This window comes from Actinomadura verrucosospora, assembly GCF_039540335.1.
Classification (GTDB): Bacteria; Actinomycetota; Actinomycetes; order Streptosporangiales; family Streptosporangiaceae; genus Spirillospora; species Spirillospora verrucosospora.
This window is the reverse complement of record NZ_BAABEV010000013.1, coordinates 23,871-35,953: the sequence shown is the minus strand read 5'-3', so window position 1 is coordinate 35,953 and position 12,083 is coordinate 23,871. Positions and strand designations below refer to the sequence as shown.

The following is a 12,083-nucleotide window of genomic DNA, read 5'->3' as shown; positions in this document are numbered from 1 at the left end:
TCCAGACTACGGGGCGCCCCACGGGGCCACGCCCCCACGCAATTCCGGGACCGCCAGTTCCTCTAGCGATAGTCACCCCAAGCCTAGAAGGCAAAATCCTCCACCCTAAGTGCTCGCTCAGCAGAATCGAGCAACTCTTGATAGGTGATAACTTCAATCCGCACAAGATGACTATTGTAGGTACGAAAAGCCGAAGAAATTTCCTCCTTGGAATATTTCTCGGCCACGAAAATCGGATGGCCTACAACGATAGTGGCGAAAGATCGACGGCAATCAATGCCAAAGTCGGCAAGGATTGTCGCTCTCTTTTCGTCCAATGACCTTAGATAATTTGCGACCTGTGTTACGGCTCGATGCACTTCGACTCCAACTGAAGGATGAACTCTCGGCCGCTCTAGCAGATTTGGTATATTTGCTTGCTTTAGCTCCACTATGTGAAGGGCGCCGTCTCCTCTCAATAGCGGAATATCGAGAGTGACATCAGTCGCGAGCCGCGGTCGAGTCAACTCTTCAATGTAACGTCCTCCAAAGATCCATCCCTGCCCCTTAAGTTCAGCGTGAATTTCTAGCTCTGTGCTGTTTGGGTTCTCTACGATCCGCCGAAGATCGCGCAGACGCTCGCTTCGTCGTCGCAGCTCAACCACTTGAGCAAGCAGTTCGACGCCTTCAAGGTCATACAGCTCGTCAATGATGTCAGACGAAAAAGTACCCCTTTTCTCGCTCATTTCTGTCAATCTAATGTTGATTCGGCGTAGCCACGTTAGATTGTCGGCCGCTCCACGTGGAAGGCTTACGCCACCCAGTCGGTCATCTCCTATCTCTAGGCGACGCGCGTCTTGTTCCATTTGCAAAAGCCACTGATATGCCTCTCTCCCCGTTGCATCTTCCTTCTGGCTTAGAAGAGCCTTCAATATTTCGATCGCGCGACCCAGTCCAACATTTATGACAAGTCGCATGTAACGATTGTCTCGCTCTTGGGTTCCAGGAATGTAGTTTGTTTCCAGCAGGGAAAGTGGTATGTCTCCTGCTGCGTATTCGGCAAAGTCTTCCATGCGTTCGGCTATGCTGATTTCCCCACCTCTTTCAGCGGCGCGAGCCCCAGTTTGCAAAAATTCAACCAATGGCTGTCCTCGGCGATAGCGGTGGCCGCCAGAAGTAGGGCTATTCATGAAATCAATTGCTGCGTTAATATTTCTCTTGATTTCAAAATCATCGGTCATCTCGCGTGTCTCTTCCAATAGCTGCATCAGGGTAAACCCTGCTCGATAACCCATACTCCTAATTCTCGTCCACGCCGAGTCCTCACTCCACCATAAGTAGCCGAGACGTCTGGCCACGACCGGCCAGTCTTGGGATTGGGAGCGGCCAGGATGTAAGAAATTGCTTCCGTCAACTGGCTCCTGATGATGACCGGACCCGTATCACCGCGTCAGCGGAGCCTCCCGCTCATGCCGATGAGGCACGGAGCTGAGCCTTCAGAGGACCGCCTTAGACAGGGCACATCCGAGGCGTGTGATCACGCAAGATCACAACTGCTCAGCTGTTCTGGGGGCAAGCGGGCTGGCGGCACGTAGAAGCCCCAGCCACAGCCCCAAGTCGGGACGTGCCTGGGGCTCCCAGGGTTCACGCTGAGGCGGGTTGGTCCACGTTGGTGATGATCTGCTTCACCTTGCGGCGGTCGATGCCGTGCTTCTCGGCGAGGTAGCGCTGAGAGACTGGGCGGCCAGGGCCCTGCAGGCTCGCCCTGTACTCGTCCAACACTGCTTGTTCCGGGGTCTGCTCCACTTCGGTGCGAGGCTGTTCCGGTGTGGTGCGCTCCTTGTCTTGGACGAGGTTGCTGTGCGCGGCGCTGCGAGTGAGGGTCATGAGGAGTTCGAAGCTTCCCACGAGGGCGAGTGCCGGCCATGCGCTGACTATCGCGCCGATGGGGCCGTGGGAGGCTCCGTGCGCCACGTTGGCGCCTACTGTGGCCACGATGCCCACGGCGAGGCTCCACTTGGCCAACTGTGGTGCCGGTTGCTTTCGGCGGCTCGCGTCCAGGATCACCATGGACGCTGCCCAGATGAGGCCGTCCACCGTGAACGGGACGAGGCGCGCCGTGGGGCCGGACTCGCCGTGGGAGTGGACGAGTTCGTAGGCGTGGCGGTACGAGATGACGGCTGCCACTGCGGCTACTGCCACCACGGCGAGCGCGGTTGTGATGCGGATGAGGCGGTCAGTCACGGCCCAGCTCCCTCCGCCACTCTCGCGCGCACGGGTCGTCATTGCCGTGGGTGATGAGTCGTTCGGCGAGCATCAGGGCCGTGATCGCTGCGTTGCGGTCGAGTGGGCGCGGCCATGACGTGACGTGCCAACCGCAGTCGGTGCGGGTGCCGGTGGCGATTACTTCGCCGTTCACGACGGCGGTCATCGTGTCTTCGGTGATCCGTAGAGACATGTTCGCCTCCTCTCTGCCGGGGGAGCCACGGGAGCCAAAGAGGGGAGCCAACGAGGCTCGATCCACTTCGACTCGCCGCGACTCCTCCGGACGTTTTTGCTGGTGAGAGGCTCCTCGGGCGACGTCTCCCGACTCGGTCCGATCTGCTGAGAGGCCGCACGGCTAATGCGGGTTTAACCCTCTGGGGGCTCTTATGGGCGGGCCGGGGCAGGGTGCTTCGGGGAGAGGGTCGCCATGAGGGTTTGGGTTCTGGGTGTTGTCGCGGGGCTTGTGCTGGGTGTCGCCGGGTGTGGGGGCGACGGGGAGCAGAGCGGGGTCGCCAGTGCTGGTGGGGTGGCCTCGGCCTCAGCTTCGCCCAGCAGGTCGGTCTCTCCGGAGGACGCTCAGCTGAAGTTCGCGCAGTGCATGCGGGACAACGGGGTGGACGTTCCTGACCCGGGGAGTGGGGACGGGCACGCGATGCGGCTGGGGAAGGGCGGTGACCGCTCGAAGCTGGAGGCGGCGCTGGAGAAGTGCCAGTCGTGGCTTCAGGCGGGCGGGAAGATGCCCGACCTCAAGGATCCGAAGGTGCGGGACCAGTACGTCAAGTTCACCCAGTGCATGCGCGAGCACGGGGTCGACATCCCGGATCCGGGGCCGGACGGGCAGATCAAGCTCCCGACCGGGCAGGTCGACCGGGGGCAGGCAGAGAAGGCGCGGGAGGCGTGCAAGGGCAGCCTGCCGGGGGTCGGGAAGTGAGGCGGGTCGCGATCGCGGGTGGGGCCGCCGCCGTCGTGGTGGTGGTCGGCGGCGCCCTTGCCTGGAGCCGGGACGGGGGCCAGGCGCAGGGGGCGCAGGTTCCGTTGGCGACGGCGGTGGTGAGCCGGGGCGATCTCGTGGACACCGAGAAGGTGGACGGGAAGCTCACCTATGTCGATGTCCGGGATGTGTGGATCGGGGCGTCCGGGGTGGTGACCTGGTCGCCGGAGGAGGGTGCGACCGTCCGGCGCGGGGAGACGCTGCTGTCGGTGACGGGCAAGCCCGTGACGTTGATGTACGGCGCTCGCCCCATGTACCGGGCGCTGCGTGAGGGCGTCTCCGGGAAGGACGTCCGGCAGCTCGAAGAGAACCTGCGGGCTCTCGGGTACGGCGGCATGACCGTGGACGGGGAGTTCACCGGGGCCACGACGGCCGCTGTCGAAGAGTGGCAGGACGACCGGGGGCTGGCGGAGACCGGTCAGGTCGACCCCGGGCAGGTCGTGTTCTCGGACGGGGCCTTGCGGGTGCGGGAGGTCAAAGCGCCCGAAGGGAAGCGGATCGCTCAGGGGCAGCCCGTCCTGACGGTGGCCGGGACGAGGCGGGTCGTGCACGTCGATCTGGACGCCGACAAGCAGGATCTCGCCAGGAAGGGGGCCCGGGTGTCGGTGGAGCTCCCCGGCGGGGCGTCGGTGAAGGGGACGATCAGCGAGGTCGGCAGCGTCGCCCGGACGACCGGTTCGGGGCAGGACCAGAAGACCACGGTCGGCGTCGACATCTCGATCGGGGACGCCGGGACGGGACGGCTGGACGAGGCGCCGGTCAGCGTCGAGTTGGAGAGCGAGCGGCGCGAAGGCGTCCTGTCGGTTCCGGTGGAGGCGCTGCTGGCGCTGCGGGAGGGCGGCTTCGGGGTCGAGGTCGTCGACGGGTCCAGGCGCCTGGTGCCCGTTCGGGCCGGGGCGTTCGGCGGCGGGCGGGTCGAGGTGGCCGGGGACGGGCTGCGCGAGGGCATGAAGGTCGGGGTGCCCGCCGAATGAACGACAGGGGCGCGGACATCGTGGAGCTGGCCGGGGTGGTCAAGGAGTACGGGAGCGGTGTCGCGGCTCTCCGGGGCGTCGACCTGGTGATCGCGCCGGGGGAGCTGGTGGCGATCGTCGGGCCGTCGGGGTCGGGGAAGTCGACGCTGCTGCACATGATCGGGACGCTGGACCGGCCGACGCGGGGGAGCGTGCGGGTCGCGGGGCACGAGGTCGCGGGGCTCGGGGACCGGGAGCTGTCGGCGCTGCGGGCGCGGCACATCGGGTTCGTGTTCCAGCAGTTCCACCTCGCCGCGGGGGTGAGCGCCCTCGACAACGTCGCCGACGGGCTGCTCTACCGCGGGGTCGGGCTGCGGGAGCGGCGGGAGCGGGCGCGGGCGGCGCTCGGACGGGTCGGGCTGGCGGAGCGGACGGCGCACCGGCCGCACCAGCTGTCGGGCGGCGAGCAGCAGCGGGTCGCGGTCGCGAGGGCGGTCGTGGGCGAGCCCGACCTGCTGCTCGCCGACGAGCCGACCGGCAACCTCGACTCCGCCGCGGGCGCCGAGGTGCTCGCCCTGCTGGACGAGCTGAACCGCGCCGGCACCACCGTCGCGGTCATCACGCACGACGCGGAGGTGGCGGCGCGGGCGCCGCGGCGGGTGCGGGTCCGGGACGGTCTGATCGTCGCGGACGAGCGGGCCGGGACGGTGAGCCGATGAGGCCCGCGCGGCTCGGTGCGGGCGACGTGCTGCGCGTCGGGCACGGCGGGCTCCGGGCCCGTCCGGCGCGGGCGGTGCTGTCGGCCCTCGGGATCGCGATCGGGATCGCCACCATGGTCGCCGTCATCGGGATCTCCTCCTCCAGCAGGGAGGACCTGCTCCGGCGGCTCGACCGGCTGGGCACGAACCTGCTGACGGCGAAGCCGGGCGACACGCTGTTCGGCGACAAGGCGCAGCTGCCCGAGACGGCGCCGGAGATGGTGCGGCGGATCGGGACGGTCACGGCGGTCGGCGCGACAGGGTCGGTGGAGGCCACCGTCCGCCGCACCGACCGGATCCCGGAGGAGGTCACGCAGGGCATCGCCGTGCAGGCCGCCACGGCGGGGCTGCTCGGCACGCTCGACGTGGCGCCGGCGAGCGGGCGGGCGCTGGACGCGGCGACCGGGGGCCGTCCCGCCGTCGTGCTCGGGTCGGAGGCGGCGCGGCGGCTCGGCCTGGACCGGGCGGGCGGCCAGGTCTGGATCGGCGGCCGGTGGTTCGTCGTCCTCGGCGTGCTGCGGCCGGCGGAGCTGGCCCCGGAGATCGACCGCTCCGCCCTCGTCGGCTGGGACGCCGCCCGCCGGTACCTCGGCTTCGACGGCCACCCCACGACGATCTACGAGCGCTCCGCGGACGCGTCGGTCGGCGACGTCCGGGACGTCCTGGCCCGGACGGTCGACCCGGAGCATCCGGAGCAGGTCCAGGTCAGCCGGCCCTCCGACGCCCTGGAGGCGCGGGCCGCGGCGTCCGGGGCGTTCACCGGGCTGCTGCTCGGGCTCGGCGCCGTCGCGCTGCTCGTCGGCGGGGTCGGGGTCGCCAACACGATGGTGATCTCGGTGCTGGAGCGGCGCCGCGAGATCGGGCTGCGCCGGTCGCTCGGCGCCACCCGCGGCCAGGTGCGGGTCCAGTTCCTCGCCGAGTCGCTGCTGCTGTCGGCGTTCGGAGGCGCGGCCGGGGTCGTGCTCGGCGCGGCGGTGACGGCCGGGTTCGCGCTGTGGAAGGGGTGGCCGCCGGTCGTGCCGGCGTGGGCGCTCGGCGGCGCGCTCGCCGCGACCCTGGTGATCGGGACGGTCGCGGGGCTGTACCCGGCGGCGCGGGCCGCGCGGCTGCCGCCGACCGCGGCGCTGGCGACCGCGTGAGACTGGTCACGATCTGTCCGATCGGTGCATGATTGGGGCGACGTCGACCCGCCCTGGGGGAGGTGCCCCAACCGCCATGCCGGTGCCACGCCCGCTCCGCGAGCGCTGCAGGGAGTTCCTCGGCATCGACGGGGAGATCCGCTACATCTTCCCCGCGATGACCTACGGCGGCGGTGCGGGGTTCGTCTTCGTCGTCACCGGCGACCAGGTCGCCGTGATCTCCACCGGCCCGCTGAGCCGCAGCACCCCGAAGAGCATCTGGGGCAGCTACCCGCGCGGCACCCGGATCGGGCCGGTGGAGACGGGCGTCGGGGCGTCGTTCGAGTTCGGGGGCGCGGTGTTCGAGCTCGACGACGAGTACGTGCCGGTCGTCAACGCGGCCGACGCCGAGGTCTTCGCCCGCGACAGCCTTCCCCGCGACCCGCTGCCCGACCTGTGACGCGGCGTCAGGACGTGGGCGCCGGCTCGGTGGCCTTGGCCGGGGCGGGCTTGGACGGCGACGGGCTGCGCAGGAACAGCACCATCACCGGCACCAGGTAGGCCGCCCACATGACCAGCTGAAGCCACGTGATCTGCGGGGTGACGTTCAGGACGCCCTGGAAGACGGTCTGCATCCAGTCGCCGGCGCCGCCGAACTTGGCGAAGAAGGCGTGCGGCTCCAGCGCGACCGCGTGCAGGCCGGGGAACACCTCCGCCTCCTGCAGGTCGTGGAAGCCGTAGCCGAAGACCCCGGCGGCGACGACGATGAGCGCGGCGCCCGTCCAGGTGAAGAACCGCTTGAGGTTGATCTTGAGGCCGCCGCGGTAGAGCAGGTAGCCGAGGGCGACGGCGACGGCGAGGCCGAGGAACGCGCCGGTGATCGGCTGGGCGGACCCGCCGGAGGAGTTGGAGATGTTGGTCCACAGGAACAGCGCCGTCTCCAGCCCCTCGCGCCCGACGGCCAGGAACGCCACGGCCGCGAGGGCGACCGGCCCGACGTCGAGCGCGCCCTCCAGCCTGCCCTCCAGTTCGGCCTTCATGAACCGGGCGGTCTTGCGCATCCAGAAGACCATCCAGGTGACCAGCCCCACCGCGATGATCGACAGGACGCCGCCGAACAGCTCCTGCGTCTTGAACTGCATCTCCGACGACGCGGCGCTCAGCGCGATCCCGAACCCGCACGCCAGGACGACGGCGGCGCCGATGCCCGTCCAGACGGGGAGCAGAGCCCGGCGGTTGCCGGTCTTCACCAGGTACGCGATCAGGATGCTCACGACCAGGGCGGCCTCGAGCCCCTCACGCAGGCCGATGAGGAAGTTGCCCAGCAGCATCGACGTACTCCTCGGGGGATCAACACACACGTTTTAGGCAAAGCTAACCTAAGCCAGTGTGTGCCTCGCGGCCGCCCCCGTGCAAGTCCGCCTACAGCTCACCTTTGCTTTCGAGGCGGAGGAACGCCTTGGCGATCGGCTGCGCGGTGAGCTCGACCTGCCAGCCGCGGGCGCCGAGGTCGCGCAGGGCGGCGCCGATCGCGGACGGCGACGACTCCGCGGGGGGCGTCCACGCCAGCCGGCGGACGTAGTCGGGTTGCACGAGGTTCTCCGACGGCATCGAGTGCTCGTCGGCGAGCGCGGCGACGACGGCGCGCGCGGCGGTGAGCCGCTTGGCGGCCTCCGGGTCGCGGTCGGCCCAGCGGTGCGCGGGCGGCGGCCCGTCGCCGGGCAGGTTCGACTCGGGCAGCCCGCGCTCGCCGAGCTCGCGGGCGCGGGCGACGGCGCGCAGCCACGCCGACTGGTGCCGGCGGGCGCCGCGGCCCCGCATCGTCGGCAGGGCCTGCAGCTCGGCCGGGGTCTTCGGCGACTTCTGCGCCAGCTCGATGATCGCCGCGTCCTGCAGCACCCGGCCGGGGGACAGGTCCCGCTCGCGGGCGATCTTGTCGCGCGCCTCCCAGACCTCGCGGACGGCGGCGAGCGCCCGCCGGTTGCGCACCCGGTGGATGCCGGACGTGCGGCGCCACGGGTCGGGGCGCGGCGGCTTCGGCGGCGTGGTCAGGATCGCGGCGAACTCCTCGCGCGCCCACTCCAGCTTGCCCGCCGCCTCCAGCTCGCCGTGGAGCGCGTCGCGCAGCTCGACCAGCAGCTCGACGTCGAGCGCGGCGTAGCGCAGCCAGTCCTCCGGGAGGGGGCGCGTCGACCAGTCGGCCGCCGAGTAGCCCTTCTCCAGCACGAAGCCGAGGACGTTCTCGACCATGGAGCCGAGCCCCACCCGGGGATAGCCGAGCAGCCGCCCGGCCAGCTCGGTGTCGAACAGCCGGCGCGGGACGAGGCCGACCTCGGCCAGGCACGGGAGGTCCTGGTTGGCGGCGTGCAGCACCATCTCGGCGTCGGCGAGCGCGGCGTCGAGCCCGGACAGGTCGGGCAGCGCGACCGGGTCGATCAGCGCGGTGCCGGCGCCCGCGCGGCGCAGCTGGATCAGGTAGGCGCGCTGACCGTACCGGTAGCCGGAGGCCCGCTCGGCGTCGACGGCGACGGGACCGGTGCCGGCGGCGAACGCCGCGATGACGCGTTCCAGGTCGGCCGGAGCGGTGAGCACCGGCGGGACGCCCTCGCGCGGCTCCAGCAGCGGGATGGCAGGGGGACCGGTGTCGGCCTCCGCGCCCGCCGGGCCGGGGCCCGGCCCGGCCGGACCGGGAACGCTCCCGGGAGGGGTCGCCGCCGTCTTCTCCGCACCGGCGCCCCGTTCGGGGCCGGTGGCGCGCGTTTCGGACACTCCCACTTCTTCCGTGTTCTCCCCCGCCGCCTCGGTTTCGGACGCTGTGCTCACGCCCCCTACCGTACGTCGCTCAGCCGCCCCCGCCGCCCGGCCGGTCCGGCAGGGCGGTCACACCGGTGGGCGGAAGCCCCGCCGTGGTGCACATCACCTCGCACCAGGCCAGCACGTGACCGGCGAGGTCGTCGCCCGTCGGGGACCACGAGGCGCGCAGCTCCAGCTCCGTGGTGGAGGGCTCGTCGCTCTTGTCGCCGAAGCTCTCCGACACCGCGCGGGTGATCGTCCCCGACACCCCCGCGTAGCCGGCGGGCTCCAGGGCCTCCAGCAGCCAGTCCCACGCGACGGAGCCGATCAGCTCGTCGGCGGCGATGTCGGGCTCCAGGTCGGCGCGGATGTAGGCGACGACGCGGAAGCCGTTCGTCCATCCGGAGCGGCCCTCGGGGTCGTACAGCACGATGAGGCGGCCCATGGCGACCTCGGTGTCGTCGTCGCGGTAGACGCTGCCGGACATGGCCGCCGCGTAGGGCGCGAGGCTCTGCGGGGCGGGCATGTCCTCCAGGTCGAGCTCCGGCCGGAGGGCGGGCCCGTCGAGGATCTCGCGCAGCGTGTCGACGGCCCGCTGGAAGGCGGGTGGGTTCATGGGCGGACCGGCCTGATCGCGGGGGAGGGACGGGTCGCCGGGCCCCGGCTCGGGCCGGTGGCGGCGGGGCGGGGCGGCGCCGCGGGGGGCGGCGGGAGGACGTGGAGGGGAGGCAGGCACGGCACGGGTTTCGTCTCGGGGGCCGGGCCGGTCAGGCCACGGCCCGCGCGGTGGCGGCGTCGCCGCGCGCCCGGGCGGTCTCGGAGGCCCGGGGGCGGGCCGGGGCGGTGGCGGCGGGCGGCAGGCCGACCAGGACGGCCGAGCCGCAGTCGGCGCAGGCTCGCTCGGGGCACTCCTCGCCGTGCCCGTCCTCGCACGGCGGCTGCTCGAACACCCGTTCATCACCGCAGGTGAAGCAGTACAAGGGGGAACCTCCCTCGGCTATGACACGCATCACGTTCGCACGCGCCGGTGACAGAATGCGGGACTTCGCTCGGCGTGTCCGGAAGTTCGTTGCGCCTCACGCGCCACTCCGGTGCTCTCCCGTCGGCGTTTCGTGGGACCATCGCAACGTGACCGCTGACGCAGCCCGTTCGAACGACCACTCCGCGCGGACGCCTGACAACGGCGGCCTCGCCGAGAGCCCCTTCCTGCTGGCCTGCCGGCGCCGTCCGGTGCCGCACACGCCGGTGTGGTTCATGCGCCAGGCGGGGCGCTCCCTGCCGGAGTACCTGCGGGTCCGCGAGGGCGTCCCGATGCTGGAGTCGTGCACCCGCCCGGACATGATCGTGGAGATCACGATGCAGCCGGTGCGCCGGTACGCGGTCGACGCGGCGATCTTCTACAGCGACATCATGGTGCCGCTCCGGGCGGTCGGCGTCGACCTCGACATCAAGCCCGGCGTCGGCCCGGTCATCGCCGATCCCATCCGCGACGCCGCGGGCCTGGACGTGCTGCGCCCCCTCTCGCCCGACGACGTCCCGTACGTGACCGAGGGCGTGGAGGGCCTGGTCGGCGAGCTGGGCGCGACGCCGCTCATCGGGTTCGCGGGGGGCCCGTTCACGCTCGCCTCGTACCTGATCGAGGGCGGCCCGTCCAAGAACCAAGAGCGCACCAAGGCCATGATGTACGGCGAGCCGCGGCTGTGGAACCGGCTGATGGAGCGGCTGGCCGACCTCACGATCGCCTTCCTGAAGGTGCAGATCGCGGCCGGCGCGAGCGCCGTGCAGGTCTTCGACTCGTGGGTGGGCGCGGTCGCCGCGGAGGACTACCGCGAGTCCGTCCTGCCCCACGCCCGCCGCATCTTCGCCGAGATCGAGCCGCTCGGCGTGCCGCGCATCCACTTCGGCGTCGGGACGGGCGAGCTGCTCGGCCTGATGGGCGAGGCCGGGGCCGACGTCGTCGGCGTCGACTGGCGGGTGCCGCTGGACGAGGCCGTCGGCCGCGTCGAGCCGGGCAAGGCCCTGCAGGGCAACCTCGACCCGGCGGTCCTCTTCGCCCCGTGGGAGATCGTGGAGCGCCGCGCCCGCGACGTGCTGGCCCGCGGCCGCACCGCCGAGGGGCACATCTTCAACCTCGGCCACGGCGTCCTGCCGTCCATGGACCCGGACGTGCTCGCCCGCCTCGCCGACCTCGTCCACGAGGCGAGCGCCGAGGACCCGCGCTAGGCGGGCGGCGGCGGCCCCTGCGGGGGCTTCTCGCCCGCGCCGACGGCGGCCTTCGCGTTCTCCGGCTCCGGCGTCTGCTCCGGGGCCGGTGCGGAGTCGGCGTCGCGGGCCGCGGACCGGGCGCGCCTCCGGCGGCGCAGGACCAGCGCCGGCAGCCCGATCACGGCCGCCGCGACGAGGAACGGCAGCAGCCAGCCCAGCACGGCGGCGACGCCGCCGACGAACGCGGTGAACGCGTGCCAGCCGTTCTCCAGCCCGCCGACGAAGCCGCCGCGGGGCTCGTCCCTCTCGGGCGGCGAGGTCCTGCTCACCAGGGTCACGGTCACGGTCGCGAACTGCGTGCGGTGGGCGAGCGACTTCTGGCGCGCCTGGAGCGCCTCCAGGTCGGCCTCCCGCTCGGAGATCTCCTGCTCGATGCTCATGATCTCGCCGACGGAGCCCGCCCGGCCGAGCAGCTTGCGGAACGACTCCAGCGTGGCCTTCGCGGACCGCACCCGCGCGTCGACGTCGGCCACCTCGCCGGTCACGTCCTCGGCCTGCTGGCCGAGCGACAGCTTGGTGCCGAGGTCGGCGCCGAGCCGGCCCAGCACCTCGGCGTACCGGTCACTCGGGATCTTGAGCGCGATCTCCGAGCGGGCCGGGTCGCTCGACGTCGACTCCCGCTCGACGTAGCCGCCCGCCGCGGCGACCAGCTGCTTGGCCTTGGCGGCGGCGGCCTCCACGTCCTTCGCCCGCACCCGCAGGTCGGCGGTCTGGACGACCTCGCGCCCGGTGGGCAGGGGCTTCTCCGGCCTTTTGGCGGTCCCGCTCTGCGGGACGCCCTCGGCGCGCTGGGCGCCGCTGCTCGGGAGGGCCGGCGCCGTGGCCACGCCGCGGGGGGCGGTGTCCGACGCTCCGGAGGACTGGCCGCCGCCGCCTCCGCACGCGGCCATGCCCGCCGCCAGCGGCAGGACGAGCAGTGCGCAGGTGATGCTCCTGACGATCCGCATGGGGCTTGGACGGA

14 protein-coding genes are annotated in these 12,083 nt (G+C 71.2%); 6 read left to right on the top strand and 8 right to left on the bottom strand.

Features of this window, described 5'->3' with window-relative positions; genetic code table 11:
- Positions 1 to 83: 83 nt before the first annotated feature.
- The 3 genes from ABD944_RS16645 to ABD944_RS16635 all read right to left on the bottom strand — a co-directional run bounded on the left by ABD944_RS16645 (position 84) and on the right by ABD944_RS16635 (position 2,437).
- Positions 84 to 1,274, bottom strand: a complete 1,191-nt coding sequence (locus tag ABD944_RS16645) for a Shedu anti-phage system protein SduA domain-containing protein (RefSeq protein WP_345177311.1) — start codon at positions 1,272 to 1,274, stop codon at positions 84 to 86.
- Positions 1,275 to 1,623: 349 nt separating this feature from the next.
- Positions 1,624 to 2,223: a DUF2637 domain-containing protein gene (locus ABD944_RS16640; protein ID WP_345177307.1), complete on the bottom strand. Its 600-nt coding sequence runs from the start codon at positions 2,221 to 2,223 to the stop codon at positions 1,624 to 1,626.
- Complete coding sequence (locus ABD944_RS16635) at positions 2,216 to 2,437, bottom strand: hypothetical protein (protein ID WP_345177305.1); 222 nt, start codon at positions 2,435 to 2,437, stop codon at positions 2,216 to 2,218. Before ABD944_RS16635 ends, ABD944_RS16640 begins: the two co-directional genes overlap by 8 nt.
- A gap of 420 nt (positions 2,438 to 2,857) precedes the next feature.
- On the opposite strand from ABD944_RS16635, the gene ABD944_RS16630 reads away from it, so the two are divergent.
- The 5 genes from ABD944_RS16630 (at position 2,858) to ABD944_RS16610 (ending at position 6,524) form a co-directional block, all read left to right on the top strand.
- Complete coding sequence (locus ABD944_RS16630; RefSeq protein WP_345177302.1) at positions 2,858 to 3,175, top strand: hypothetical protein; 318 nt, start codon at positions 2,858 to 2,860, stop codon at positions 3,173 to 3,175.
- Entirely contained in the window at positions 3,172 to 4,209 is a 1,038-nt protein-coding gene (locus ABD944_RS16625) for a peptidoglycan-binding protein (protein ID WP_345177299.1), read from the top strand. Before ABD944_RS16630 ends, ABD944_RS16625 begins: the two co-directional genes overlap by 4 nt.
- Positions 4,206 to 4,907: an ABC transporter ATP-binding protein gene (locus ABD944_RS16620; protein WP_345177296.1), complete on the top strand. Its 702-nt coding sequence runs from the start codon at positions 4,206 to 4,208 to the stop codon at positions 4,905 to 4,907. Before ABD944_RS16625 ends, ABD944_RS16620 begins: the two co-directional genes overlap by 4 nt.
- The gene (locus tag ABD944_RS16615) at positions 4,904 to 6,085 is read left to right on the top strand and encodes an ABC transporter permease (RefSeq protein WP_345177293.1); all 1,182 of its coding nucleotides are present in this window, start codon (positions 4,904 to 4,906) and stop codon (positions 6,083 to 6,085) included. The genes ABD944_RS16620 and ABD944_RS16615 overlap by 4 nt, the downstream gene beginning before the upstream one ends.
- 76 nt (positions 6,086 to 6,161) lie before the next feature.
- Positions 6,162 to 6,524, top strand: coding sequence for a hypothetical protein (locus tag ABD944_RS16610; RefSeq protein ID WP_345177290.1), 363 nt, complete (start codon positions 6,162 to 6,164; stop codon positions 6,522 to 6,524).
- 7 nt (positions 6,525 to 6,531) lie between these two features.
- On the opposite strand, the gene efeU is transcribed toward ABD944_RS16610, so the two are convergent.
- From efeU to ABD944_RS16590, 4 genes are all read right to left on the bottom strand, one after another.
- Positions 6,532 to 7,395 carry an iron uptake transporter permease EfeU gene (gene efeU / locus ABD944_RS16605; protein WP_345177287.1) on the bottom strand — a complete coding sequence of 288 codons (864 nt, stop codon included), beginning with the start codon at positions 7,393 to 7,395 and terminating at the stop codon, positions 6,532 to 6,534.
- A 91-nt stretch (positions 7,396 to 7,486) separates the two neighbouring features.
- Positions 7,487 to 8,692, bottom strand: coding sequence for an HRDC domain-containing protein (locus tag ABD944_RS16600; RefSeq protein WP_345177618.1), 1,206 nt, complete (start codon positions 8,690 to 8,692; stop codon positions 7,487 to 7,489).
- 214 nt (positions 8,693 to 8,906) lie between these two features.
- The gene (locus tag ABD944_RS16595; RefSeq protein ID WP_345177285.1) at positions 8,907 to 9,473 is read right to left on the bottom strand and encodes a DUF3000 domain-containing protein; all 567 of its coding nucleotides are present in this window, start codon (positions 9,471 to 9,473) and stop codon (positions 8,907 to 8,909) included.
- 151 nt (positions 9,474 to 9,624) lie between these two features.
- Entirely contained in the window at positions 9,625 to 9,837 is a 213-nt protein-coding gene (locus ABD944_RS16590; protein ID WP_345177284.1) for a hypothetical protein, read from the bottom strand.
- Between the two features lie 226 nt (positions 9,838 to 10,063).
- Between ABD944_RS16590 and hemE the strand changes: the two genes are divergently transcribed.
- Complete coding sequence (hemE, locus tag ABD944_RS16585; protein ID WP_378189037.1) at positions 10,064 to 11,080, top strand: uroporphyrinogen decarboxylase; 1,017 nt, start codon at positions 10,064 to 10,066, stop codon at positions 11,078 to 11,080.
- Here the strand turns inward: hemE and ABD944_RS16580 are convergent.
- Positions 11,077 to 12,069 carry a DUF4349 domain-containing protein gene (locus tag ABD944_RS16580; RefSeq protein ID WP_345177282.1) on the bottom strand — a complete coding sequence of 331 codons (993 nt, stop codon included), beginning with the start codon at positions 12,067 to 12,069 and terminating at the stop codon, positions 11,077 to 11,079. The genes hemE and ABD944_RS16580 overlap by 4 nt on opposite strands.
- Positions 12,070 to 12,083: the final 14 nt, after the last annotated feature.